The 25,654-nt window shown below is 62.3% G+C and carries 26 protein-coding genes; 18 read left to right on the top strand and 8 right to left on the bottom strand.

The window, feature by feature from the left end; translation table 11 throughout:
- Nucleotides 1-237: 237 nt before the first annotated feature.
- Entirely contained in the window at nt 238-1,323 is a 1,086-nt protein-coding gene (locus FAZ98_RS34570; RefSeq protein WP_158958811.1) for a ParA family protein, read from the bottom strand.
- A 616-nt stretch (nt 1,324-1,939) separates the two neighbouring features.
- Here FAZ98_RS34570 and FAZ98_RS34575 point away from each other — a divergent pair.
- Genes FAZ98_RS34575 through FAZ98_RS34645 form a run of 15 tightly spaced genes read left to right on the top strand, consistent with a single transcriptional unit; the run spans nt 1,940 to nt 17,561 of the window.
- A complete protein-coding gene (locus FAZ98_RS34575) occupies nt 1,940-2,644 on the top strand; it encodes a type IV secretion system protein (protein WP_158958813.1) in 705 nt (234 codons plus the stop codon).
- Nucleotides 2,641-3,534 (top strand): TrbG/VirB9 family P-type conjugative transfer protein, encoded by an 894-nt coding sequence (locus FAZ98_RS34580; RefSeq protein WP_158958815.1) that lies wholly within the window; start codon nt 2,641-2,643, stop codon nt 3,532-3,534. Before FAZ98_RS34575 ends, FAZ98_RS34580 begins: the two co-directional genes overlap by 4 nt.
- Nucleotides 3,535-3,536: 2 nt before the next feature.
- Nucleotides 3,537-4,808 carry a TrbI/VirB10 family protein gene (locus FAZ98_RS34585; protein ID WP_158958817.1) on the top strand — a complete coding sequence of 424 codons (1,272 nt, stop codon included), beginning with the start codon at nt 3,537-3,539 and terminating at the stop codon, nt 4,806-4,808.
- A 34-nt stretch (nt 4,809-4,842) separates the two neighbouring features.
- Entirely contained in the window at nt 4,843-5,625 is a 783-nt protein-coding gene (locus FAZ98_RS34590; protein ID WP_158959068.1) for a transglycosylase SLT domain-containing protein, read from the top strand.
- A complete protein-coding gene (locus FAZ98_RS34595; RefSeq protein WP_158958819.1) occupies nt 5,622-6,866 on the top strand; it encodes a TrbG/VirB9 family P-type conjugative transfer protein in 1,245 nt (414 codons plus the stop codon). The genes FAZ98_RS34590 and FAZ98_RS34595 overlap by 4 nt, the downstream gene beginning before the upstream one ends.
- A complete protein-coding gene (locus tag FAZ98_RS34600) occupies nt 6,866-7,282 on the top strand; it encodes a lytic transglycosylase domain-containing protein (protein WP_199272513.1) in 417 nt (138 codons plus the stop codon). The genes FAZ98_RS34595 and FAZ98_RS34600 overlap by 1 nt, the downstream gene beginning before the upstream one ends.
- A gap of 36 nt (nt 7,283-7,318) precedes the next feature.
- A complete protein-coding gene (locus tag FAZ98_RS34605; protein ID WP_407672181.1) occupies nt 7,319-7,852 on the top strand; it encodes a toxin co-regulated pilus biosynthesis Q family protein in 534 nt (177 codons plus the stop codon).
- A gap of 3 nt (nt 7,853-7,855) precedes the next feature.
- Nucleotides 7,856-9,520 carry a type II secretory pathway protein gene (locus FAZ98_RS34610; RefSeq protein ID WP_158958824.1) on the top strand — a complete coding sequence of 555 codons (1,665 nt, stop codon included), beginning with the start codon at nt 7,856-7,858 and terminating at the stop codon, nt 9,518-9,520.
- 8 nt (nt 9,521-9,528) lie between these two features.
- Nucleotides 9,529-10,827, top strand: a complete 1,299-nt coding sequence (locus FAZ98_RS34615) for a hypothetical protein (RefSeq protein ID WP_158958826.1) — start codon at nt 9,529-9,531, stop codon at nt 10,825-10,827.
- The gene (locus FAZ98_RS34620) at nt 10,814-11,629 is read left to right on the top strand and encodes a hypothetical protein (protein ID WP_158958828.1); all 816 of its coding nucleotides are present in this window, start codon (nt 10,814-10,816) and stop codon (nt 11,627-11,629) included. The genes FAZ98_RS34615 and FAZ98_RS34620 overlap by 14 nt, the downstream gene beginning before the upstream one ends.
- Nucleotides 11,630-11,642: 13 nt before the next feature.
- Nucleotides 11,643-13,826: an ATPase, T2SS/T4P/T4SS family gene (locus tag FAZ98_RS34625; RefSeq protein ID WP_158958830.1), complete on the top strand. Its 2,184-nt coding sequence runs from the start codon at nt 11,643-11,645 to the stop codon at nt 13,824-13,826.
- A 26-nt stretch (nt 13,827-13,852) separates the two neighbouring features.
- Nucleotides 13,853-14,959, top strand: a complete 1,107-nt coding sequence (locus FAZ98_RS34630; protein ID WP_158958832.1) for a type II secretion system F family protein — start codon at nt 13,853-13,855, stop codon at nt 14,957-14,959.
- Between the two features lie 11 nt (nt 14,960-14,970).
- Nucleotides 14,971-15,564: a type 4 pilus major pilin gene (locus FAZ98_RS34635; RefSeq protein ID WP_158958834.1), complete on the top strand. Its 594-nt coding sequence runs from the start codon at nt 14,971-14,973 to the stop codon at nt 15,562-15,564.
- Between the two features lie 9 nt (nt 15,565-15,573).
- Nucleotides 15,574-16,800, top strand: a complete 1,227-nt coding sequence (locus FAZ98_RS34640) for a hypothetical protein (RefSeq protein WP_158958836.1) — start codon at nt 15,574-15,576, stop codon at nt 16,798-16,800.
- A gap of 11 nt (nt 16,801-16,811) precedes the next feature.
- Complete coding sequence (locus FAZ98_RS34645) at nt 16,812-17,561, top strand: hypothetical protein (protein ID WP_158958838.1); 750 nt, start codon at nt 16,812-16,814, stop codon at nt 17,559-17,561.
- An 88-nt stretch (nt 17,562-17,649) separates the two neighbouring features.
- Here the strand turns inward: FAZ98_RS34645 and FAZ98_RS34650 are convergent, their stop codons facing one another.
- From FAZ98_RS34650 to FAZ98_RS34680, 7 genes are all read right to left on the bottom strand, one after another.
- A complete protein-coding gene (locus FAZ98_RS34650; protein WP_158958840.1) occupies nt 17,650-18,654 on the bottom strand; it encodes a CAP domain-containing protein in 1,005 nt (334 codons plus the stop codon).
- A gap of 192 nt (nt 18,655-18,846) precedes the next feature.
- A complete protein-coding gene (locus FAZ98_RS34655; RefSeq protein WP_158958841.1) occupies nt 18,847-19,212 on the bottom strand; it encodes a hypothetical protein in 366 nt (121 codons plus the stop codon).
- A 14-nt stretch (nt 19,213-19,226) separates the two neighbouring features.
- Nucleotides 19,227-19,406, bottom strand: coding sequence for a hypothetical protein (locus tag FAZ98_RS34660; protein WP_158958843.1), 180 nt, complete (start codon nt 19,404-19,406; stop codon nt 19,227-19,229).
- 4 nt (nt 19,407-19,410) lie between these two features.
- A complete protein-coding gene (locus FAZ98_RS34665; RefSeq protein ID WP_158958845.1) occupies nt 19,411-20,613 on the bottom strand; it encodes a FlhC family transcriptional regulator in 1,203 nt (400 codons plus the stop codon).
- Between the two features lie 80 nt (nt 20,614-20,693).
- Complete coding sequence (locus tag FAZ98_RS34670; protein WP_158958847.1) at nt 20,694-21,938, bottom strand: hypothetical protein; 1,245 nt, start codon at nt 21,936-21,938, stop codon at nt 20,694-20,696.
- 59 nt (nt 21,939-21,997) lie between these two features.
- Nucleotides 21,998-22,414: a hypothetical protein gene (locus tag FAZ98_RS34675; protein ID WP_158958849.1), complete on the bottom strand. Its 417-nt coding sequence runs from the start codon at nt 22,412-22,414 to the stop codon at nt 21,998-22,000.
- A gap of 278 nt (nt 22,415-22,692) precedes the next feature.
- On the bottom strand, nt 22,693-23,439 hold the full coding sequence (locus tag FAZ98_RS34680) for a nuclease-related domain-containing protein (RefSeq protein ID WP_158958851.1): 747 nt from the start codon (nt 23,437-23,439) through the stop codon (nt 22,693-22,695).
- Nucleotides 23,440-23,910: 471 nt separating this feature from the next.
- Here FAZ98_RS34680 and FAZ98_RS34685 point away from each other — a divergent pair, with 471 nt between their 5' ends.
- From FAZ98_RS34685 to FAZ98_RS34695, 3 genes are all read left to right on the top strand, one after another.
- Nucleotides 23,911-24,261 (top strand): hypothetical protein, encoded by a 351-nt coding sequence (locus FAZ98_RS34685; protein WP_158958853.1) that lies wholly within the window; start codon nt 23,911-23,913, stop codon nt 24,259-24,261.
- Between the two features lie 111 nt (nt 24,262-24,372).
- Nucleotides 24,373-24,804, top strand: a complete 432-nt coding sequence (locus FAZ98_RS34690) for a hypothetical protein (protein WP_158958855.1) — start codon at nt 24,373-24,375, stop codon at nt 24,802-24,804.
- 8 nt (nt 24,805-24,812) lie between these two features.
- A complete protein-coding gene (locus tag FAZ98_RS34695; RefSeq protein WP_158958857.1) occupies nt 24,813-25,643 on the top strand; it encodes a hypothetical protein in 831 nt (276 codons plus the stop codon).
- Nucleotides 25,644-25,654: the final 11 nt, after the last annotated feature.

Here is a 25,654-nt window from a genome sequence, read left to right on the forward strand (position 1 = left end):
AAAGACCCAGCTGCGCATCAGCGGCCCAAAATGCCAGCGCCTGACGAACGCGCTGACGCGGCCGACGGGTCACTTCTGCATGAACAGCAACAATTGGCGCATTGATGCCGACTCTCGCTTCCGCCGCGGCCTCGGGAAGGGAAGCCCTGTTCATTCTTTAGGCGGAACATTTAACTTTATGGTTCTAGCAAGAGCAGGCCGATTTTGCAGCCGCTGCAGGAACTCGTTGTCGTGGCTTTAGGCATTTGTTACCTGCATGCGGGTAAGCAGCGCGGCGGCACAGTTCTGCAAATCGCTTGACGCGCTGCATCCGGGCTTTGAGAGTACGAGAGGAACGTCCGCTTCGTTGTCGAGGGTCTTCGCAAAGTCCTCGCTATGCCGAATCCAGTAATCCAATAGCGACTGCTTGTACGTTTGCATAATCATGCTGAGTTGCGTCATGACCGGTCCTCGAGCCGAATCTAAAAAATTTCCGACGATGATCAATTCAGGACTGCGCCCGAACTGATTGTGCATTTCGCTCAGGACGCTAGACAGATAGGAGAGTGCCTTTGTCGAATACTTCTCCATCGACACAGGGCAGATGACGTAATCCGACGCGAGCAACGCACCGCGGGTGATTCGGTTTTTTGACGATGGCGCGTCGAAGAGCACAATGTCGTAATTCGAAATATCGAAATGCGAATCCTTCTTCGCATGTCCATCGCGGAGAAGTTTGGAGATCGCCATGTCGGCCATTCTCCTTGCCGGCGCTTCAGTAGTCAGCATCGTGTCGAGACGATCTAGCGTAAGGTCCGCCGGAATTAGGTGAGGGCCATTTTCGCCATACGGCATTTTGACAACCTCATCGAGTGTTCGTCGTCCTAAAGGCCAATTCGGCATAAGGTTTCCGAAATGGTATTCGACGAGCTGCGATGGTGGCTTTCCGATCTCGGCCGCTTCTTCGAGAGTTAACTCAGAATCGTAGCCAAGGCTCGACGTGAGTTTCGCCTGGAAATCCAGGTCAATAGTCAACGTTTTCAGCCCGCGAAGACTGAAACAGGACGAGAAATTGCCGGACAGTGTGGTCTTTCCAACGCCGCCATTCGGTGCGTAGACCGTGGCAACGACCTGCTTACGCTCGCCTCGCTTTTTTTTTGTCTTTTTCGTGGCGCTGAAGCGTGCGAGATCAAAAATGTTCTCGACTGAGAACATCCGCGTCTTTGTCCCCGAGTCCTGGCGCGCGACCTTAATGCCCGACTCGTCGACCATTCGGCGAACACTGTCGGTTGTGGCGCCGAGTAATTGCGCCACTGCCTGGACTTTGTAGGGCTTGAAGGTCAAAACATGCCTCTCGGACGAAGGTTCGCGTTCCGAGTATTCTGGGCAAAGATCGCCGACTCTGCAAGGATTTTGTCCTTGATTTAGAAAAAATCCTAACATCATCAATAGAATCATAGATTATATGATTTCTTTGAAATTTGAATTTGAGAAGCTTGTGGGCGGTAGATAGGCTAGATGACGACAAAAATCCTGAATTATTACGATTGAAAATGCAATAAATCTAGAAGTTTATAGCATAAAATACCATCATTGTATCTAAAAATGAAAAACCCATGACAGGCGCATGTCACCAAAAAGGCTTTTTCCCACTCGATCAAAACCCGTAAAGGCTTGATTTTAAAGGATTTACTGCACGATTCGTCCAAAATTGACGTTGTGCAAAATGTGAAACGTGGTTGCCTCGTCTTTTCAGCAAGGTATCTGTCGGCCACGGGGGGAGCTGGTGAAAAGATAGCCAAAAACATCACCATTCCGGGAAAACAGCAGCAGGCGCCTGTCACCAGCGCTGCAAACGCGTCGCTCCGGCAATGGTATGGAAAATACCTCTGCTTTTGCCCCTAAGCGACCGCACCTCCACTGTTTCAATTGACGCGAACCAACTCGTCTTGCGCGCGTCATGCCCCTGTTCCGTCGTTCCCGAAAACAGGTCGCCCTCTCTACATCCCCGGGCGGCTACTCCGAGGAAGATCCCGAAAAGATCATCTTCGATCGCGGCACGCGCCTGCGCGTCGAGGCAAACCACTGGAAACTCTTCAGCTTTGTGATGGCGGTCGTGGCTGCCGGCGCAGTGTGGACTCGTCAACCGCCTCCCTCCGTTGTGAAGTCCTACGGCATCTCGGCCGATGCGGGTGGGCGACCGCTTATCCGGCAACTCGCGGCGTACCAGCCTGACGACCAGGCGCTGCGTTCATCCATTGCGGATTCAGTGCAGCGCTGGTTCACGATCGAACCGGTTCTCACGCCAACCATCGAGACGTCGCGCCTCGCGCGCAACATCAACGCGGTCAAGGCGCAGATGCTCGACAACGCGAAGAACCAATTCGCTGCCTGGCTCAAGCTCGATGCCCCGTTCCAGACCATCACCGCCAACCCGAAGCTGGTTCGCGAGGTGAGGGTAGGCAGCGTGTCGGTGCTCGACGATTCGACCGTCATCGTGGAGTTCTCTACGACCACCACCCAGTTCCCCGCAGACAAGCCGGTCGAAGTCCGCTACGCGCTCACGCTGCGCTACCAGATCGTGCCGGCGAGTTCCGACGATGCGGTTGGGACCAACCCCTTCGGGATCTTTTTCCCGTTCTTCACGCTCCAGAAAACCGCATGACGATCCCGGCAAACCGCTATCTGCTGCCCGCCGCGCTCGCGTGCGCGCTGTTTCTCCCGAACGCGCACGCCACACAAGTCGCCCACGCCGCGCGCCACGCGCCGACTGCGACCGGCCCGCTCGATGTCGGCGCGATCATGGGCGATCCGATGAGCCCGGTGAACCCGTACAACAGCGGCACTGACCCGGTGGCGATGCCCAATGACGCCCGGATCGTGGTCTTCAACTACAGCCGCGACCAGATTTTTCGCATCATGGCGGCGCCGCTCAAGCTCACGACCATCGAGCTCGCGCCCGGCGAGAAGCTGATCGTCGACCCGGCGATGGGCGACTCGGTGCAGTGGATCATCGACACAGACGGCGCGAACCACGTCTTCGTCAAGCCGGTGCGCCCGGGTCTGGTGAACACGTTGCACCTCACCACGAACCTGCGCGAATACGACATGACGCTCGTGTCGTCGCCCGCTGGTGGCTTGTTCTATCAAACCGTGCGCTTTCACTATCCGGAGTCGCTCATGGCGAAGGTGCACGCGCGTGCCGGTGCCGACGGCGCCGCTGCTGGCGCAGAGGGTAGTGGTGGCGGTGGGACGGATTCGGGCCCGCTTGGCGTCTCGCCCGACAAGCTCAACTTCGATTACACCGTGTCCGGCTCCGCGCCGTTCAAACCCGAGACCGTGTTCGATGACGGCAAGTTCGTCTGGCTGAGACTGCCTGCGGGAGCGCCGTTCGCGGTGCCGATCGTGAAAGACCACGGCGACGATGTCGCGCCGAACTTCATCCGTCGCGGGCAGTACATCGTCGTGCAGCAGCTCGCGGACACGATCGTGCTGCGCGCGGCGAGCGATGAGGTCAAGATCACGCGCGGTCGCCGCGGCATTTTTGGGTTCTGAGCATGTCGAGCCCGAACCCACAAACTGCAACCGATCAGGAACGCGTCACGCGCGGCAAGTCGCCGCGACGTGCGCTGATTGCCGTCGGCGTGCTGTTCGCGCTGATCATAGGCACGCTTGGCTTCTATTACCAGTCGAAGGAAGCGAGCAAGGCCGACGCTGACGCAAAAGCGGAGAAGGCTGCGAAGACGGCGGCGTCGGTCGACCATGCGCCGAACAGCACCGATATCGACAAGATTATCCGCGACCAGCAGGCCGCCGCGCGTGAGGCAGAGCGCAAGGCGCGCGAGGCAGCCGCCGCCTCGGCGCCCGCGGCCGGAACGAAGCCGGGGCTGTCGCTCGACCAGTTCGCAAAGGAAGCGTCGTCGTCAGGACTCGCCGCAGACGCTAAACACGACGACATTTATGCATCGCCCATCTTCATTCCCGGGCACAAGGTCAAGGAAGAGGCCGGCTCCGCGGCCGCTACCGGCATCGCAGGACTTCTGACGCCCGGCCAGATGGCACAACAGGGCACCGCAGCCCAGCAGTCGGCCACGGCATCCGCCGAAGCGCAGGCCAGGGCGCTCGCCGCCGCATCCGGTCAGGGCGGCGCGCAACCGGCTTCGTCCGAGCAACGCGATCTCCAGTTCATCAAGGATGCAAAGGCGCAATCCGCGTCGGGCGAGGGGTTCCTTAGTGCGGGCTTCGTCGGACAGACCGGAGCGTGCACGCTGTCGCCTCCGCACCATATCGGCGTGCTGGTGATGGAGGGCGAGAACGCCGACCGGCCCGGTACGGCCGCGCTCATGGTCGAACAGGACGTCTACGACAGCGTTACAGGCACGTGTCTCATGATTCCGAAGGGGACCATGATCACCGCGCCGTATCAGAGCGATATCAAGGTGGGGCAGGAAAGCATTCTTGTTGCCGCCACCGAGATGCGCCTGCCCAACGGCAAGCAGGTGCCGCTCTATGGCGCGCAGGGCGCCGACCAGAACGGCTACGCGGGCTTTTCCGGTGACGTGAACAACCACTTCTGGAAGATCTTCGGCGCCTCGTTTCTCACGGCCATCCTGCTCAACCACTTTGACGGCAGCGATACGAGTTCGACCACGAGCGGCCCGTACGGTGTGACGCAGGTTGGCAATACGGCAGGGCAGGTCGCGGCGCAAACGTCCCAATCGATCCTGAACCGCTACCAGAACATCCCGCCCACGATCACGATCAAGCCGGGTCAGCGCTTCATGATCAAGGTGAACCGCGATATCCACCTGGAGCCGTACCGTGGTTAAACGCGCCCTTGCAAACATCCGCCCAATCGGTCTCATGTTGTGCCTGACCGCTTGCGGCGCGGTGCACGCGGCTTCGATTACGCAGGTCATCAGCCCGGTGTCCTTCGTGCTGGGTTCGGGCAACGCGCGTGAACTTGCGCCACTGGACGGCAAGCCCGTGCTGTATTGCGGACTGCGTGCGTTTGACAGATGGGCTGCGCCGCTGCTGGGTCAGCCGGTGCGCAGCTCGCCCGACGCAGGCATGACCGTCTCCGTCGATGCGCACGACGTGTCGCTCGCCACGCTGATGGTCCGCAGCGGATGGCTCCTGCCGACCGGGCTCGATGACGATGCGCAGGCCGCAATGACTGAGGGTCGTGGCGGCTGGGCGTGTGCGAATGCGGTTGAGCCGTTCGAACTGCTTCACACGAGCGTCGATCCGAAGGTGCTCGCCGGGATCGCGCTCAACGAGTCCGCATACAGGGGCCGTGCGTGGCCGTGGACACTCAATGTAGCGGGCGAAGGGTTTTTCTTCCGCTCGCGCGAGGACGCCTACGGGGCAATGCGCCGGCTCATCGCAGCCGGTCGTTGCGACTTCGACGTCGGCCTCATGCAGGTCAACTGGTGCTACCACCGGCAGCGCTTCGCGTCGCCATGGGATGCACTTGCGCCCGCGACCAATGTGCATGTAGCGGAAGACATCCTCAACGAGAACTACCGCCATACGCACTCGGTTGCGAAGGCCATCGCGTATTACCACAGCGCGAATCCCGCACCGGGCAGCGCCTATCTCGCGCGTTTCGTGCATCACCTCAACCAGATTCAGGCGGGACTATGACGCGCAGGATTCTCGTACTCGCTGCGATCAGCGCGCTTGGCCTCGTTTGCGTCTCGCGCATGGCAGGTGCCGCGGACACCGATCCGTTCGACTTCGACTACGAGGTGGCGGGTGGCCTCGCCGAGCGGCCCGCGCTGATCTTCAACGACGGCGCGAAGACGTATATCCAGCCACGCGCCGGGCAGATCATTGCTGTCGCGGGCAGTCATCAGGAAGGCCCGTATGTCGTCGTGGAGGGCACGCCGGCGTCGATACAACTCAGCGTCGCGGGGCACACGGCCGTCGCGACGTGGAACCGCGCCAACACGTTTATCGGCGGGCACGGCATCGTGCCCGGCGCGGGAGACGATCAGCCCGCGGCGTTCACCGGTTTCAGCGGCAGGCTTTCGCTCGTCGGCACCCACGGCGCGCTCGAGCCCGTGCGCAGCCTGAACGCGAACATGCCGGTCGCCTCGATCGTGAAGGCGCTCGTTCCGCAGGGTTGGAGCGGCTCGGCCAGCAAGGATGTGGATCTGACGGCTGCCGCGCGTTTTGAGACGGTGCCCGGGGAGAACTGGATGCACGCGCTCGATCGCCTCATGACGCAGACGGGGCTGTATGCCGACGTGGACTTCGACGCGCGTCATGTACGCCTTCGCCATGACGTCGCGAAGTCGGGCGCGCTGAACTATGCCGGGACATCGTCGGTGGATACCGATGCGGTTGCGAAGCTGCCGGTCAAGGATCGGGGGGGTGCTCCGACCGAATCGTTGCTCGCGAAATACTTCGGCGCGAACGCGATCCGCGATGGCGACGACACGCATACGCAGATCCGCTTTGCCGCGAAGCCGAAAGATCTCAAGATTGCGACCGCCGACGGTGTATCGCTGCATCCACACTGGGACGCTGACGCGGGGGTGATGACGATCGATCGCGCTGAGACCTTCGTCGTCTCCGATGCGACGAATCGTGTCGAGGTCGCGCGGCGCGCGGGAACGGTGTACGACTTCCCCGCAGACAATACCGCGCACCTCGAGTCCGTATTCGACGAGGGTGGGCAGACTTATTTCAAGTTCGCCCCGAGCGTCATCAACGTCACGGTGGCCGATGTCCGTCATCTGGGATCGGGCGAACAGAAAGGCCGCTACTTCAAATTTAACGGCACGGCCGAGCAGTTCATCGTGACCGCCGACGGCCAGACCGTGAGCGTGCTGCGCCGTCACGACGTGAAGTATTTCGAGCGTGCGGGGACGTCGTCATGATGCGAGCCTTCTTCCACGTAGCCTGCATTGCGATGCTGGTGCCCGCCGTGTGCCGCGCCGACTGTCTGGACGATGCCGCGGCCTATCGCCATATCAGTGCGCAGCTCGTGCGTGCGATCGCGCGGCAGGAGTCGGGCATGCGCGCCGACGCGGTGAACACGAACCGCAACGGTACCGAGGACATCGGTCTCATGCAGATCAACTCCTCGTGGCTGCCGACGCTCGCGCGCTTCGGCATCCGGCGCGAACACCTCTTCAACGCCTGCGTGAATGCCTATGTAGGGACGTGGATTCTCGCGTCGAACATCCGGCAGTTCGGCCCGACATGGAAAGCCGTCGGCGCCTATAACTCGCCCACGCCCGCACACCAGTTCGTCTATGCCAACTCGATTTACCGCCGCCTGCAGGGCCACTAATCCATGAGCAAACAAGCAAACCGGGCCACGCCCTGCATGCGCAAACTCGTACCGTTCCTGAGCGTGCTGACGATCGTCTTCGCCCAGGCTGCGCTGGCCGCGGTCGATCCCGACCAGTCCGCCGTGCATCCGCCTTCCGGTGACGGCTGGCAGGTGCTCGGGACGCAATCGAGCCCGGTGATTTCGGCTTCCGCCGCACTGGCGGGCGCGCCGCCCATCGTCGCCGTAGCCGGGGCCGCGCCCTCGACCTCGACCGAGGTGAAGGCGGTGGTATTGCCCGGCGCTGCGGGTGGCGAGCCGACCGGCACGCTATCGCTCTCGATCACTCCGCAGGACATGAACCTGCGCAATGCGCTTGACCGGTGGCTGTCGACCCAGGGTTGGCAGCTCGCGTGGAAGATCGACGACGACCTGCCGGTGGAATTCAATGCCTCCTTCAGTGGCGATTTCGATTCCGTGCTCACCCAGGTGATGCAGGCCACCAATCACATGCGCACCCCCGCGCGCATCTGCGAACACACCAACAACGTCATCCGCGTGATCGCGCGCGCGGCGAACTGCCAGGACTGACCGATGCAATCTCTCCGCTTCCGTTCCGCCATTGTCGTAGTGGCTGCATCACTGGCCGGATGTGCCGTGACCCAGGGCGACGTGAATAGCGCCTATGACCGCGCCAACGCCACGGCGGGCGCGGCGCTCGATGGTTCCGGTCAGGGCATTGCGCTCGTGGAGCATGTCCAGTCCGCATTCCTCGGAGATCGCCCGATGCCGCTCGCCTATGTGGCGACGCTGCCCGCGGTGTTCCGCGACAAGAAAGTGACGTTCCCGCCGAAGCTCGAAATGAAGACGCTCGCGACGCTTGTGTCCAGCGCTTCGGGCTATCCGGTTCATGTCAGCCCGGACGTCTATATTCCGCGCGACACGCTGATTCCGCGCCCGGGGGGCGACGGGAAGGGCGGTGAGAGCAAGGGAAGCGAGAGCAGGGCGACGACGGGTATGGCCGGAATGGTCGGCACAGGCGGTCAACGTGCAATGTCCGAACAGCCCGTCTACGAGCAGCAGTGCGACCAGTGCAGCATCGGGCAGTACCTGCAGGACGTGAGCGAGAACCTGGGTCTTGCATGGTCCTTCGATGGGTCGACCATCAGCATCAGCCGCTTCGTGACGCGCATGTACCAGATCGCCGCGATTCCCGGCAAGGTGTCGATCGACTCGACCATGTCGAAGGGCACGGACACGTCGACGGGCAACCAGTCCTCCGGTTCTTCGGGGGGCTCCAACAGCGACACGGGGTCGTTCACCGCAAAAACGTCGACGGGACGCAAGGGCGACTTCGACCAGATCGCGCTGATCCAGGCCGAACTGGACAAGCTGCGCTCGCCGATGGGCCAGGTGACGGTGAATCCGCAAAGCCGCCTCGTGATGATCTACGACACGAAGGAAGCGGCGGACCGCATGGCCGAGGTGCTCAAGCGCGAGAACGCGATCTCCACGCGTCAGGTCATGCTGCGCGTGCGAACAATCCAGATTGCGCTGAACCGTGGCAGCCAGGCGGGCGTCAACGCCGACGTGGTGTTCAACCAGATCCAGGGGGGACTCGCGAAGTGGGCCGTGAATTTTGCGTCACCGACGTCGCTTGCCTCAGGCGGCGGCACGGTGGGCCTGTCCGTCCTTCAGTCCAACGCGCCGTTCTCGGGCACGAATGCGGTCGTCAACGGGCTGAACCAGTACGGCCGCACCGTCTCCGATGACACAGTCAGCAAGCTCACCCTCAACGGGCTGCCGGTGTCGGTCGCCAACTTCCAGAGCGACGACTATCTGCGTTCCACGACCGCCTCGGCGGGCAGTCTCACGGCCACGTCAGGGGGCGTTCCGGGTCTCACGCCCGGCACGCTCACGACGGGCGATTTCCTGAACATCCTGCCCTCGGTCAACGATCACAACCAGATCATCCTGTCGTACTGGCGCGACACGTCCAAACCCAACGGCCCGTTCACGTCCGCAGGCGTCGGCTCGGGGCAGACGGCGCAGCAGATCCAGCTTTCCCACCTGACCGGCAGCCGTGATGACCAGACGATTGCGCTCTCGGACGGCCAGACCATCGTGCTCTACGGCGCGGTGACCGATACGGCCGACAGCACGACGAACGGCGGCATTGCCGGCATCACGGGCACGTGGAACAAGGCGCGCACGTTCCAGGTGGTGATGCTCACGGCAACCGTCGTGCCGTCGATGTGAGCACGGGCATGCATATCACCGAACCGCTACCGGGAGACAGCCGCGCGAGGCTCGTGTTCGGCCTCGACTGGCGCGCGTATCCGCTCAAGGACAAAAAGGACAGTCGCGTCCGGTACGCGGAGGACTTCTCGGCGACGCACTTCGTGAGCATGACGCTTGGCGAGGTGGAGGTGGCGGGCTTCTGCGCGCCGGAGGCAGCAGAGCTGAAACGCGTCACGCTGTATTCCGGTGCCGCGCGTATCGCCATGCTTGAGCGCGTGCGCTCGAAGCCGGCCGTGCTGGTGCTCATGCAGGACGGCCAGCGCGTGCATCTCGTTCATGTCGTGCGCGGCGTGGTTGAAAACGACGAGGTGCATACGCTCGCGCAGGCCGACAGGCGGCGCGAGGAAATCCTGCAGCGCAGTCGCCGTCAGGGACTGGCTCTCGTCGTACTGGCGGCCGGTGCTGACATTCCGGCTGGCGATGAACCGTTTCAGCCGGGCGAGCTGCTGACCCTGAAAAAGGCCGCGCCGCTCAAACGCGTGCCGGCAGGTATTCCCAACGCGGTCGTGCTGATGCTTGTGGTGGCGATTGCGGGCTTCGGGATCAAGGAGATGGCTGGCGTCTTCAACCCGCCGCCGATCGTCGCGAAGGGGCCGGACTGGACGCAACGCTACAACCAGGCGCTGAAGAAGGCCTTCAGTGGCGTCACGCCGATGGCGTCGCAACTCACGCCGGCGCTGCTGGCCCAGTTCGACTGGACCGAAACAAACCGCAAGGGGTTCCAGTTCGATCACGCCGTCTGCGGCAGTACCGGCACCTGCACGGTGACCTGGCTGCGCATGGGTGGCGCTTTCGAGGACTTCGCCCGCGGCGCGCCCGCATCGATGCTCCCGATCGCGTTCGATCGCGCAGGCCGCACGCTCGCGGCCCGTGGGCCGGTTGTGCCGAAGGTTGACGCCGTCACCCCGTCGCAGCGCGCGCAGTGGCCCGATGAACAGACGTTGATCGAGTCGTTGCAGACGCCCGCGCAACGCCTGTCCGTGAAGCCGGTGGACCTGAACAGCTTTGGCTACGTCGTGCGCATTGAGCCGACACATCCGCTGCTCAGCGCACCGCCGCCTGCGAGCGAACACCACGGCGCGCTCGTTCGTGAGGGCAAATGGGAAATCGATGGTTATCGCTGGCAGGCGCCGCTCCTCGAACACCTGCCTCCCGACATGACCCTCGAAACGCTGGAGGTGAAGCTCGATACGTCGGCACCCGAGGCACTGGGCAAGGTGGGCATCCATTTCGTTGCAAAGGGCAAATACTATGTCGTGCAGTAAACGTCTTCCGGCTGCGGCCGTCATCGGTTTGACGCTGGGCGCGGCGTGGCTGCGTGCCGCGGCCGCGTCGACGCCTTCGTTCGATGCCGTTGTATCGCAGGCACCCGCGACCTCCGTGATCGTGCCGTCGGCATCGTCCGCTGCGGCTCTCTCAGGTCATCAGGTTTCATCGAGAAAAACTGCGACTGCGAAAGCGGCAGCCGTGATGGCGTCGCCACCGGCGCAGTCGCCCGCGCCCGCGGCGTCTGCAGCGAACGGTGAATCCGCAGGTTCTTCCTCCGCCGCGTCGACGCCGCTCGCGAGCGACGGCACGCATCTCACGCTCGGCGAGATCGACCGGCTCGCGCGCAACAGGGTAGCCAGCTCGCTGCGCGGCGCAGAGGGTGCCTCGCAACCCGTCGCAGTTACGGCACCCGTGAAGCCCGCTGCCGCGCTACCGCCGGTGCGCCCCGGCCCTTCGACCCTGGTGCCGGGCTACGCGCCGCGTGCGCGGACCGAGCCCGTCAGCTTCTTCGGTGCCTACACCGACAGCGGTGGTCAGCATGTCCTCTATCAGTACAACGATGCCGTCTACGACGCGCGGGTGGGCGAGAAGCTGCTCAACGGCTGGACGGCGCGCGCGGTAACGGGGCAGGTCGTGACCGTTGCGCAGGGGCGGCACACGTGGAGCGTTGCAATGAAGGGCGACGCGGTGACGCCAGCGCCGGTGGCAACGCCGGGCATGGTGTCCGGCGGCGCTCCGCTACTGGGCGACCTTTCGCGCCCGTTGCCGCCGGCGATGCTTGCGTCGCCAGCCAACTGACCGGGAAATCATCATGTCACTTTTTGAAACGGCAGAAGCGAGCCCCAAGCGCCGTCGTGGCGTCATGGAACGGCTGCGTGGCTGGCGCGCTGGCGCCGGCGACGAGCCGGAAGCCATCGAACCGGCGTTCGATGCACTCCGGCCGATACGGCGTGGTCCCGGCGCGCCCGCCGGTTCGCTCGGTGCACGCCTGCGCGACGGCGACATTACGGATGTCGAAGCGGTCGATCCCGACGCGTTGCTAAATTCCGGCACCTATGCCGACACCAACGCCGGAGCCGGAGCCGATATCGAGCCCGTTCGCGCCGACCCCGTCATCGGGGCAGACGGGCCCGCGGATCTCTCGCCGGTTCAGCCGGTTGTCACCGGCATTGATCTCGGCGCTGGTGCATTCGTGAACGATGCTGAGCCTGACGCGCCTGCATCATCGGCGTCTGGCGAGCACGACGATGGCGAGCCGCCCACAGACGCGCCGACGCGGGGAGCCAGTGGCGACGCGCACCATGCGATCGCACTTTCCGATGTCGAGTATTCGGCCGTGGGCATGCCGCGCCTCTTCTCTGCGGAATCGCTCGCCGAGTTCAAGCGCATCCTGTGCGATACGACGCCCGACGCGACGCTGCGCATTACCGCTCACGCGCGGCGTGAGTTTGTCGCGGTCGACATGCAGGCCGGCATCGCGGTGGTGATCGCCACGCGCGCGTTTCACGAGACCGCCCTCTACGCCACTTACGTGCGTGATCTCGAACGCGTTCACATCTCGGTGCGCGAAGAGATGATCGCGACGGAAGACGTCATTGCCGACGTGTACGAGCGCGCGCGTATCCGTCTTTCGACCCATGTGCCCGAGGGCTCGCGCGCGATCGCGCTGTTCCGCGATGTGATCGAGGCGGCGCACGCCTACGGTGCGACTGACGTGCACTGGGAGTCGCGTGACTATCAGGCGGACGCCGAGCTGCGCTTCCGCGTGGATGGTGATCTCTATACCTACCGGCGCATGCCCAAGGCGACGGTGCTGCGCGCGCTCTCGGCGTCCTATCAGGATCTGGTCCAGCGAAACACCAACAGCGGCAATGCATTTCAGGCGACGGCGCCGCAATCGGCCATGATCCCGCTCGCTCTCGCAACCGACACGGTGAACCTGCGCTGGCAGAGCGCCCCCCAGGTCGGTGGCTTCGATGTTGCGCTGCGCATCCTCGACGGGAATTTCCGCAACTACTCGGTGCGCATGCCGGCGACGATGGGTCTTGAAGCCAGCCAGCTCGCGATCGTCGACTCGCTCGGGCATGCGAGCGGCGGTGCGGTGCTGCTGTCGGGTGAGACCGGATCGGCGAAGAGCACACTGCTGCGGGCGCTTTCCTACATGGTAGACGGGCGCGAACTCATGAAGCAGTACGCCGTGAGCCTGCCGTCCGAATATCCGTTGCCGTGGCTCTCGGACCAGTCGATCACGCGCGGGCTCGACGAGACCGAAGAGGAATTCCGCCGCAAGGTCGCGACGATCATCCGCACGCTCATGCGCATGGACCCGGACGATCTGACGGTTGCCGAGATTCTCGACTCGACCGTTGCCGGACTCGTCGTTGAACTGGCGCTGACAGGCCATCCGGTGCGCACGACGATTCACGCTGACAGCATCATCGGCGTGTTCATGCGCCTGATGGGCGATCGCCTGCAGATGACGGCCGACGAAGTGGCCTCAGACAAGTTTATCAATGCGGTGGGCAACCAGAAGCTGATTCCGATGCTGTGTCCGCACTGCAAGCGGCCGGCCGCCGAGGTCATGGATGCCGCTGCCCTCGAGCTGCTGCGTGTGAAGTTCGGCCTGGACACCTCACGCATGGCATGCCGCAACGATGACGGTTGCGACCACTGCCGCAAGAAAGGCCTTCTTGCGCGCGATGGCAAGGTCGCAGCCGGCACGAAAGGCCAGACGCTGGCAATGGAACTCTACCGGCCCACGCCCGAGTTTCTCGCGCACATCGCCGTGCGGGACTGGCGGGGCGCCGAAGACGCCTGGCGCCGCGAGCGCACGGCCGATTTCAATTCGCCCGACATGACGGGCAAGACGATCTATGAGCACGCGCTCTACAAGGCGACGCAGGGCCTGATCGATCCGCGGTTCATCGATCGTGCGATGAAATCCTTCAATGTCTACCGCGTGGCGCCCGGCCGTGACGGGAGGGTGCCGTCGTGATCGGAAAGCTGATTTATCCGCTCTTCATGCGCCTGCCGCGCAAGGAGCGGATCAACCTTGCGAAGTGGCGATTCCAGAAGGTGCGCGAGTCCTTCTACGACGAGTCGCGACTCGACATCGAGGCGACGAAGGGTCTGCGAAACCGCGAGACGCTGATGGAGCGCCTGGGCGTGCTGGAGGAACGCGCACGGCGGCGTCGCCAGATCGTATGGGTCGTGTACCGCGAGATTGGCGAGCGGCTGGGCAAGGGCGACGGACTCGCGGTCGCGATGAAGCCGTTCGTGCCGCAGGAAGAATTTGCACTGCTCGAGCTTGCCGAGGCGTCGACCCGCGAGGATGCCGCCCGTCGGGGCTTCGAACTGTGCGCGATGACGGCGGCCGCGCGCCGCACGCTCTCCACCACGACCGCTATGCAGATGGCGTATCCCGTGATGCTGCTCTCGTACATGTACGGCCTGAGCGCGCTGTTCGGCGGGGTGATCTATCCGCAGATTCTGGAGGTACGGCCGCTCGACCAGTGGACCAGTGCGGGGCGTTTCCTTTACGCAATCGATACGTACTGCGCAGATTACTGGTGGCTGAATATCGCGCTGATCGGCGCGCTGATCGTTGCGTACTTCTATGGACTCAAGCGCTGGACCGGCCCGATGCGAAACCGCTTCGACGCGGCGCCCCTCATGTGGCGCAACCGGCGGGACCTGCGCGCGGCGCTCCTCATCGTCTCGTTGTCGGGACTGTTCGATTCGGGACTGACGCTGAGCGGCGCGCTCGAGCGGCTCAAGCGCAACGCCGATCCCTGGCTGCGCTGGCATCTCGCGCGGATGCTGCGCCGGCTTGCGGCGAAGCCCGAGGAGCCGATGCGCGCATTGCAGACCGGGATTTTTTCGGATCTTGTCGTCGACCGTATTGCCGACGCCGAGCGCCGCGACAACTTTGTCGACGCGGTGAAATCGCTGGGCCGCGGCTCGCTCGATCGTGTGGTCGAGGCAGTGCGCCGCAACGCGAAGGTCACGCACTACGTACTGCTCGCCGTGGCCGCGGCGCTCTTCATCGGCGTGGGTATTGGTTCGTATGTCGTCACCGGCCTCGTCGGCCTTCAAAGCGCCATCGGCGCCAACACGGGTTCTTTCTAAAGGAAAACATCATGAACACGAAGCAACGCAGTCTGGCCCAGGCGGAAGCCGCGCGTCGTCTCGCGCGCCGAAAAAAGCAGGCGGGCGAACTCTCCCTCATTGAAGCCGGCGCTGTCCTTGGCGCTGCGGCGCTGCTCGCACTCGTCGCGTATCTGGCCGTGCCGTTCGTACGCAGCATGGTGCAGTCGGCGCATTTCAAGAGCGAAGCGGCGATGTTCCATACGGGTATCCAGAACGCGACACAGAACGACGCCGACTTCTCTGCCGAAACCCTCGGCTCGCTCGCCGAGAATCACGCCTTCGATGCCGCGGGTACTCGCCTGTCCGCCGACAAGTCGGCGGTGCAGGGTCTCTTCGGTGGCGACGTCACGGCCGAACCCGGCACGGTGAACAACGCGAATGACGCCGTGGTGGTGTCGTATCCGGTGCCGACCTCCGTGTGCTCGATGAGCGTGAGCGCGCTGGCCAACGTCTTCCCGGAACTGGCCGTGAACGGCACAACGGTCTTCAGCCCCACGACCGCGTTCAGCAGCGCGACGGCGGGCACCGCCTGCGCATCGGCGGGTGAGGTCGCCACGGTCGAGATGTACACGACGCGCGGCTAAGAGATCTGTATGGGAAGCCTGATCGAACTGGTTTTCGTGCTTGGCGCGACCGCGATTCTGACCGTCATTGGCATCCAGCAGGACGTTGCGAAGCATCGCAGCCAGGTGCTGGGCGTCGAAGGCCAGAACGAGGCAGTCATTGTGAAGGCGCTGGGCAGCTGGGTCGACGATAACTTCGCCACGCTCCTCGCGCAGTACCAGCAGTCGGGCAATCCGGTGCTGACGGCACCGACGCTCGACCAGTTGCACGCGGCCGGCAACCTCAAGCAGGCGTATGCGGCCGGACCTTTCTGGGGCGGCGATTACGTCATCCAGCTTGCCATGGTGCCGGACAACTGTTCGGCGGACGCGGGGACGTGTCACGTTTCCTACGTGTTCTATCCTTCGCAGCCCTATACGCGAAATGGCGTGGTCGATGTCTCGGGTGCATCGCAGATTGCGATGGCAGGCTCCACCAGCGGCGCACAGTTTGGTTACTCGTCGACGCGCAATCCGGGCACTGTGTTCGGGATCAACGGTGCATGGCAAGCGACGAATCCATTGCCGGGAACGCCAGCCGCGGCGATTGTCGCGACAAACGGTCCCGATCTCGACGACGGCAATGCGCTGTATATCCGGCGCGACGGCAGCCTCACCTGGACGGGTAGCCAGAACGTCAACGGCGTTGACCTGCACAACGTCGGAAGTATCGACGCACAGGGCACGATCGCAGCGCCCGCGGTGTCGGCGTCCAACGTCGCCGTGAGCAATGCGGTGCAAACGCCGGGCACCCTCCAGATACAGAACGCGGCGGGCAGCGCGCCCGCGCCCGTCTCGATGGGATCGGCCACGATCACCGGAAACGCGACGGCCACGGGGACCTTGCAGGCGGGGAGCATCGCCGTGCCGCGCTCAGCCTGCTCGGGGACGGGGATCGCGGGGGATTACGACGGCTCGGGCTTGATGCTGTCGTGCCAGTACACAGCGGGGGTGGGCTTTATCTGGCTACCGATCGGAGGAACCACGCTGCGTTATGCGTATTACAACGTGGCGAATGGTTCGGTCGTGCCCGCGCCCTGGTGCCCAGCGGGAGGCATTCCAGCGATTCTGCTTGACGGACAGGGTCTGTACACCGATCCGACAGCGACGATCAATCTTGGAACCCAGGGGGCCGGACCGTGGACCGTGACCATTACCAATGGAAGCGGAGCGGGTGTACAGGGATGGGCTGTGGCAACGACGTATTGTGAATTTTAGACGGGAGCAACATGAGTATCCGACGGATCATTCTCACACTTTTTTTCCTGTGCGCACCGCTGATCAGCACTTCGGCGTTTGCGACACCCGTTCGATGCTCGTATGGGTATCAGGACTCGTCGTGCACGCCGAAGCTGGTGAATGTCGCGCAGACGCCACCCACCTGTCCGGCCGTCGATGGCTGGACGACCGCGGTTGCTCCTCAGTGGATCGGCTCGGGTTACTCGGCTCCCCAATGCGCGTATCAGGCACCGCCCACGTGTGCACCTGGATACGATGAACAATCCCCGGCGGTATGGAACGGGGCCAATTGGGTTGGGCTCAATTGCGTCCCCGGCGCGCCTGTACATACGCAACAGGAAGAAGCTGCCGCGTGTGCCGCTACGGGTTTCTTCCCGACGCAGTTGAACAAGGTGGCATCGATCTTTACACCGACCTCCGCAAACGTGTTCACGGCCATTGGCACGACGACCGGTGCTGGCGCTAGCAACAGTGTCTATGCGCCCATCGTTGCGAGAGCACAGGTCATTGCACCCACCGTCAGCTGCAACGGCGGCCAGGTCATTAGCCAAGGCTCGATGCCCGGCGGCTCGGATGGCAGTCTGTATGACGTGTTTACTGCTGAGGTGGCCGCCCAGAATCCCAATACCGGACAGTGGGGGGACTCTGCGGCCAGTATCTGCTATGTTCCTACGGGAACGGCGACGGTCGCTTATCAAACCAGCATCGGACTTCAGAAGGTGCCCGGCACATGTCACTGATCATGGGACGTTGAGACAGATATAAAAAGGGGTTGCCTCGTTGAGGCAACCCCTTTTTTCTGACACCAGGGAGCGTCTGCCCGGCCGACTAGCTGCCGGTGGTGAACGACCCCGTTCGGCTGAACGGCGTTCCATCGATTGTGCCGGCAAGCGACACCGAATACTTCGTGTTCGCTGTCAGCGGCGTAGCGGAGTAAGCCCGAGCCTCGTACTTTTCAGTCAAGTTGTTGGGGTCATTGGTCGAGTTGAGCAGTTGCAGCACGATAACGTTGCCCGACGTGTCGGTGAGCGTCCCGGAGGTCAGCACAACGACATCCGACGAATTCGCGGCCACGGAGATTGCCGGACCGTAGGTACCGTTGGTATTCGGTGGGGTCGGCGTCTCGCCAGTAACTTTATAGCGAACGCCGGTGGCGCCATCACAAGGGAACATCAACGGCAGGCTGCCCGTCATGGGTTGCAGATTCGCAGCTGTGATGGCGGCGTGCGCTTCGGGGTAGTTGTCGAATGTGGTTTCATTCCAGCCGATACCAATCTGCGTCACCGGCAAGATGAACAAATCGACGTGATAAACGCTGCCGGCCAAGCTGTTCGCGATCCCCGCGCCATAAGCGGCTTCCGTCAGCGTGGCGTTCGTGTAGTAGCCGCCGCTTTCTCCCACCATGAAGACGGTGCTGGCGGGATATCCCACCGCCGTTGCGCGCGCAGCATAGTCGACGCCGGTGAAGCCAGGGTTGCCTGACACTTCGGTATCGGTAATCGTGCCGCCGTTCTGTCCCATGTAGTCGGCGTGCGCCTGCGACGATTTATCGAGCAGGGTGTTTTCCGTCAGGGCAGGGAAGCCGCATTGCGTGCGCTGTGCATTGATCGTATTGAACAGCGCCTGCTGGGCGCTGTTGTTGGCGTATTGCGGCGTCGTGACATTGCCCGTCGTTGCGGACGTCGTGCCGGTATTGCCCGAGCCCGAGGTCGAAGTGTTCGAGCCCGACGCAGCGGTACTGCCACCGCCGCCGCCGCCGCCGCCGCAGGCGGCGAGGGAAAGCGATGCTGCGAAAGCGATCGTGGTGAGAGTCGAAATCTTGTTCTTGTTCATGCGGTCCTCTAGTTCGAGTGTTGCAGCTGCGCCCCTTGCGCGAGCCTGATACCAGGTTACTGTGCCCGGCGGGAAGTCAAGTCGCCGCGTTCCCGGGCGCGCCGATACTGCCATGACTAACGGAAAGTTTTTGAAAGACTTTAAACGTTTGCGTAAAAAACCCGCCTTGCATGGCGGGTGAGCTAGGGGCCGCTAACCACGGCGTCGCCGTTTTCGGTGGAAGATGCGCAGGGCCACGAACGTGGCGACGAGCAGACCGGCGGTGGCCTTGGGCGCCATTCCCGCGGCGATCGGCACGGTATGGGCTCCGATCCATGCGGCGAGCACGCCAATGAGCGCTTGCCCAACAATCGGACGGTTCAGCCCGATGGCAAGCCGTGAAGGGCGTTCCGAAACCCATTTCGCATAGTCCTCGTTGAGCTTTTCGAGGTCGAAGTTATCGGTCCCCGCTCGCCACGCGTCGCGGTAAAACGCCTCGTAACCGGGAAAGCGGGCGTCGCCGTGGCCGCGAAGCCACGCCGCCGCGCTTTCCCGAACCATCCATGCCAGATCGTCCATGTCGCGGCGAGCCTTCAATGCACGACGTCAGCCAGCCAGGGAACGCAGCCGATTGCGTCGGAAATGCATCTGCCGTCCGACTCGGCATAGTAGGCGCCGTGCTCGGGGTCCTGCCAGCCGAACTGCGCTGTGCCGTCGGCGCTAAACACGACAAGGCCGAACGGGAGTTCGGGCAGATGATTGACTTGTGCCATAGGGTTACTTCCGGCCACGATTGCCTGCGCGGGGCAGAAGGCTCCCGGTGCATGCCGGGCAAACGAAGCTGTGATGCATTTCGATCTTCGACTCGTTGTTCGAGACGATGTAATGCGTCTGGCATTCCCGGCAGGGCGCAATCGACAAACGCGTGCCCGCGCCCATCCAGCGTGTGAGGCCACACGCGCGATCGACCGAAAGCAGGGTGTTGCCGGGGAACAGATGGGCGTAGAGATCCGATGCAGCAATCAATGCCTGCGGCGTATTCGCGTTCATCTCAAGCGCGGCGCTAAACAGCCAGATGAACGCGGTCGAGTGCAGACGGTGCTGGGGTTTTTCAACGAACCACTGGAGGGAGTTCGGGAGGTTGCCACACGGTGAGCGCTTGCCGTGAATCGTGAAATACATCTGGCGAGTCTTGCTCTGCGGCAGGCGGAACAGGGTTGCCGCCGTACTCGCGCGGCCTCCGTGCGCCATCAGAGCGCCTGCATAGGTTTCGTGAGACTCGCGGCCAAGGCGCAGGTCCGTCCACGTCGCCGAGTGCGGCAGATCGCCCGCGCGGAACGGTGTCGTCGCCATGATCTGATGGGCCACCTGTTCGGCATTGAGATTGTGCGCGGCGAACTCGTACCAGAAGGCGCTGTTCCGGAAGCGCCACTGGAAGAGTGGAAGGTCGCGGATCCGCTCCAGTGCGGTACGCAGCTTCCACGCGGGCAGGCCGCCCAGATAGCGAACCAGCTCCGGTGTCATGCCAAGCAGGGGCGCGCTGAGCACGCTCGTGTTGGCGACCGCCTGGACGATGTCGAGGAAGTGCCGGTTGTGACTCTGGATCGCCTGCGTGGTCAACGCGTTTCGCTCGGTGGGCATGCTTTGGCGCAGGGTGTCGACCGCGACGGTGGTGGGTGTGTCGTCAACAAAGCAGCGCCAGTCCTCCACGGAAGGAAGCGACGGCGAAAGCATCAGGAACGGCGTGCCGAGCAGGCTACGAAGCGACGCGTCGTTCAGATGCAGGTGCTCGATCGATTCGAGGTCGACGCCGTAGATCGTGCTGAAAGCGGGGTTCGAGACGAGCACGTGGCGGATGTGCTCCACGTGATCGTAGTTGGCCCCGCGAATCCGCTCGGCGACCCAGGGAGCAAGGTGGAGCCGGTCAAGCGCCTTGTAGTCGTCGACGGTCTTCGCGTGGTTGTCTTCAGCTTTGGTCATGTTTCTTCTTCTTTGACGATGTATTCATGACCCGCCAAGGTGTGGCAGGTCGTGCGCGCCCCCCGGGGCGCGTCCAGCATTCAGGCGGCCTTGCTTGCGGCGAGGATCTCCTGGTGAAATTTTCCGACTACGTCGGCGAGCGCCTCGAAAATCGGCGTGTAGCGTTGCGGCTGGCCTTCGGCGATGCAAAGCAACTGCGTGCTGGTGTAGCGTTTTGCAAATTCACCGAAGTCGATGACAAGGCCCTTCACCTGCTCTTCGACTTTCTGGCGATCCTCAAAGGCGGCTTCGGCTTCTGCGATCTTCGCTTCGAGCACTGCTTCCTCGGCTTTCTGCGCCGCGATCCGTTCTTCGAGCTCTGCGCTTTCCTTCATCAGCTTAGAAAACTGCTCGTTAACCCGCCGCAGGTCCGCCTTCGCCTCAGCGTCTTCAGTTGCCGGCGGCGGGTTGTTTTTCAGATCGGCCGCCTCGCGTCGTACAGCGGCAAGCTCTTTTTCCATTTCGCTGAGTTGCTGATGAAGCGCGCTGCGCGACTGCCCGGCCAGCGTGAGATCGTTGCGCAGGCGGTTCGTCGCCTCTTCCTTCGAAGCTTGCTCCAGGCGCATCCGTTCCATCTCACGTTGCAGACGCTTTTCCTCGACCTGGCTCATGTCGTAAAGCGAGGTCAGGCGAGCGATCTCTTCATTGCCAGCTTCCACCTGCTCCCGGGTCGCGGCGAGCTCGTCCTGCTTTGCCCGGTAGGCCGCGATCAACTCCTTTACTTCGCGCGTCGATGTTGACGGGTCCGCCTTGCGCTTTGCAATCACTGCGCTGACGATCTCGTCTCCCAGGTCCTTGGGGAGCAGCATCTGCATGTCGGTCTGCCGCAGGAACTCGACCGCCTCGCTGTTTGCATGGAACTTCGTGTACGAATTCAGATGCATCCGGATTTTGGTCCGGGAAAAGCGGTGCAGTCTTTCGATATATTTGTGTGCATCCTTGTTCGCGCGCTCAATCGTATCCGGACGGTCGCCGTATGCTTCGATATAGGCGCGCTGCAGGATACGCATGACCTCGCCGAACCGGAAACCTAGTGAAAGGTGTTCGTGCAGGATGCGACGAACCGATTCATTGATTTCCGTACTGCTGCGAATTAGTTCCTGCAGTAAGTCCTCGTTGAGCGTGCTACCGAATGTCTCGCGCGCCGCTTGTGCGATTTCCGTATTCGAGGGGAGGTGGGTCCCGAAAATATCGGCCGATTCCTTTTCTTTGGGCAACACTGCGCCCTTTTCAAGAACGGTGGGGTCAAACGATTTTTCAGATACAGGTTTATTCTTGTCAGTCATGGTGGTCTCTCTTTGTCGCTGGCAGCGCTTTTGATTCGATATTTCAGGACGCGCCGCGCTCACGCCTGCGCACCGACGCTCGGGCTGCTGCCATCACGGCCTACCAGGGGCTGCGGACGCATTCCGATGATCAACGCTTTCACTTCGCGCGTCGAAAGACGGGGATTCTCTTTGCGCCGTTGAATAACGGCGTTGACGATGTCGTCTCCGATCTCGTGGCTCAGAAGCAGTTGCATGTCCGTCATGCGCAGGTACATGACTGCGTCATCGTTTTGGTGGAACTTCTCGTAGGCGTGGACATACAGGCGGATCTTCGAATGCGAGAAGTTGAATATTTCCCGGACATAGTCGTATGCGTATTTCGTAGCAATTCGTCGATTCCGCGGGTCGTCGCGGGCGAAACGGATGTGTGCAGAGGTGATCGCGTCGATCAGCATCTTCAGGCGTGCCCCCAGCACGAGGGCCTGTCGCTGCAAAGGTACTCTGCCTTCAATGCGTCGAGGTGGGCCCGCACGGCGTCGAGCGAACTGTCTGCGGCAGCGCGCGAATCAGATTGGCTCCGACGGGTCGGATCTTCATTTTTCATTCTGTGTCTCTCGATAAAAGATCGGCCAATGAAAGCCCGACGTCAGAAATGGAGCGCGCACTTCCATTGCTGCTGATACCCAAAAGGGTACGGCGGGGGACGAACGCTGCGTGCCCGAAAGCTGCTTCTTTTGATGTAGCTTTTACTTAATGCGCAGCGTATCCACCTTCAAACGGCATTGTTTGCGCGATCTTTAGGGTGCGCGCGCAAACGTTTTCTATGTTCTTCGAGTTCGAAAGCATTTATTGATGCAGTCAGCATAATTGCCTCCCAAGCGCCGGATACGTTGACTGGCTTTTTCCCGGATTCTCTAAAGTCGTTAAGACGCAGACGCATCCAGAGAGCGAGTTCACTGACGTGAATAATCGGCAACGGCAAGCGAGGATCGAGCGTGCAATCAGGCGATGCGAACACGCCGAGGCTTTCAATCGGCCAGAGCGCAGGGAGTTTTGCAATCAGAAAGTCGACCTTGGTACGGTTCTGCGCGAGCGGCGAACGCCTTGCTTCCGTGACACCGTCAATTCCCGTGCGCGACACTTCGTCGCGGCTCGGGCCGGGAGTGATGGCGCCGCTCCAGTTTTTGGTCTCGATCACGAAAATTCCAAATGGCGTGACGGCGATGTGATCGATCTCGGCGGTCGGGAATGCTGTGCCGGGAGCATGGTGAATAAGCACGGCGCCGTCATACAAATGAAAGTTTTCGCCGCAGAGAGCGGAAAGCACACGACGCAGTTCGGAGCGTACTGCGGCCTCGCCTTGCTCGCCGTGGACCACTGCGCGCGTTGCGGGCGTGACGGCTTCGCTCTGGGGCACGTAAGTCTGAAATGAGAACAGGCCTCGACGGGCGCGGGGCGCACGCTTGCTGACCCGATAGCCGAGATAGCCAAGGCCTGCGATAACGAGAATGCTGAACATGGATGCTCCGTGTTGGAAAGGGTGATGGCCCAAGTGTGCCTGGAATATTTCGAAGTCAAGTAAGCGGCAGACGCGGCGCGGCGAATTTCGAAAAGCTCAACAAAAAGTGAAGCTTTCCGGGTTTTAGCGCGCAGGCGACTGTTTTCGAGCGAATCAGCGGGCCCGGCTGCGTTGCCGGTCCTCTGCCGGGCGAAAGGCCATGTGAATCCGCGAGCATAGCCGCCGCGCAATTGCGAATTCAGCCGTATTCTCAAAGTGTCAACCGCGTCCAGCACGCATCGAAACGGCCCCACGGTTCCCGTGCCGCCTGTCCTGTTTTCCTTCCCGTACGCAAGAGTCCGTTCGCGGTGATCCCATCGGGGTCACCGCGAACGTGCTTCCGCGCGCCGCTTTCCTTGCTCGTCACGAGCATCGAAATCACCAGGCCAGACCTGGACATTCCCTTTTGAGTTGATTTTTCTGGAGAGAAAAATGCGGAAGCAATTTGTCGAAGACGTGCTGAAGTCCCCGGGCAAGCTGGTGGCCCTGTGTTGCATCGTCTATCTGGCCACGATGTCCTTCTTCGTCGGATTTTTTCTTTTCTGCCTGGCGATTCGCTGGGTGCGAAAGCAGGTCGCGCTGAAAGCGAAGGCCATCGAAGCGGCTGATGCCGAAGCCGCCCGGTCACACGCCGATCAGGAACGCGAGCGGGCTCTTCGAGCAGCTGCGGCGGCACAACCGACCCCACCCTCGCCGCCGACGATCGATCAACCGGTCGCGCCTCGACAGTACGCGCGCTCGGCCGTCGTCATCCCCTTGAAGAAGACGGGCACCCAGGACTAGTCCCGTCGTTTCCTTCTCCACCGCGACCCTGGTCGCGGTGGCCTTACCCCCACCGGGAATCCACTCCCGGCAAGGGGCGTGCGATTGCCCGGACGCTTCCGGAGCAATTCCATGAAACCCGAAGTTGCTGGCTGGCAGCTCGACATCTTTGGCGGCGAAGCCACTCCGGTGCTCGTCGTACCACCCAGACCCGATCCCTTACCCGACCCGCAGTACTGGAGCGTGGCCATTCGTGAGTCGATGGTCGACGCGCTGATCACACTGGCACGCGATAGCCGCCGCGGCGACCGCATGCCCGAATCGCTGATGGATTGCGCGACGATGCTCAGCGAACGGTTGCGCAACGTAAAGCTCGACGTCGACGACTATCGCGCGACGCTCGGCTGGATCATGGGCTACTGGGACGGTGCCTTGCCGTACGAGCACGTGTGCAGCGTGAACGGAATCGATCCCGAGACATTGCAGGCCGTGATCTTCGACACACCGCTCCTTGCGCGTGATCTCGACGAACTGCGGCGACTCTGCTTCGGTTCATTACTGTAGGAGGGTAAATGGCAGCACATCTTTTTTTCCGCGCGCTCGCCGAGCTCTTTCCAGGCTCCAACGGCGATGTACGCAAGGCGCACCGGTCACAGCCCCCCTCGACAAGCGCTCATGCGTCGACGCCCGCGCAACCGCGAACGGTGGGCCAGGGCGCTTCGAACGAAACGCTTGTCACGATCGCCGATCTACCGAACCTCTTTGTCGACGAAGGCGACTGCATCGTGCAGCTCATACCGGCGTTCGACGAGCGGCCGCGCGACACACGGTTCGGTATCAAGATGCTGCCCGATCTCGCACCGCACTGGTCGGTGCTGCGCGAGCATCGCGTGCCACTCAACGACGCCATTGCGTCTGCTATTCGCTCGTACGGCCGACCGGCGATCGCGCCGGTAACGACGCCGGCCGACATGAGTCAGCTGGATGTCAACCGGCAGATGCAGGCCCCGCATCACGAAGCGACTGGGCTGGCACCCGCACAAATGCAGCCGGCCGCCGGCATGCCGCTGGGGACGTCATCCCAACGCGCGGACATGCTGGCTGCGACGCACGGCAGGGTGGTGACCTGGGGGGAGGAGAAGTTTCCGAACCGCAAACGTACCGGCAAGCCGTTCTACACGTCGTTCGCGATGCGCATCGATACGGTGATGGGCGAGCAGATCCTGCAGGGCGAAGGCCTCAAGGACGCGATCGCCGAATCGCAGTGCAAGGTCGGCGATGTCGTCTCCGTTCGTCGCCTGAAAAAGATCAAGGTACCAGCCTTCAGGGAAAGCGGGCAGCCGGTCATGAAAGACGGCCAGCAGGTTCTCTGGGACAAATGGCTCTGGTCCATCACACATTAATCAGGAGCTTC

The organism is Paraburkholderia acidisoli, from assembly GCF_009789675.1.
GTDB classification, from domain to species: Bacteria; Pseudomonadota; Gammaproteobacteria; order Burkholderiales; family Burkholderiaceae; genus Paraburkholderia; species Paraburkholderia acidisoli.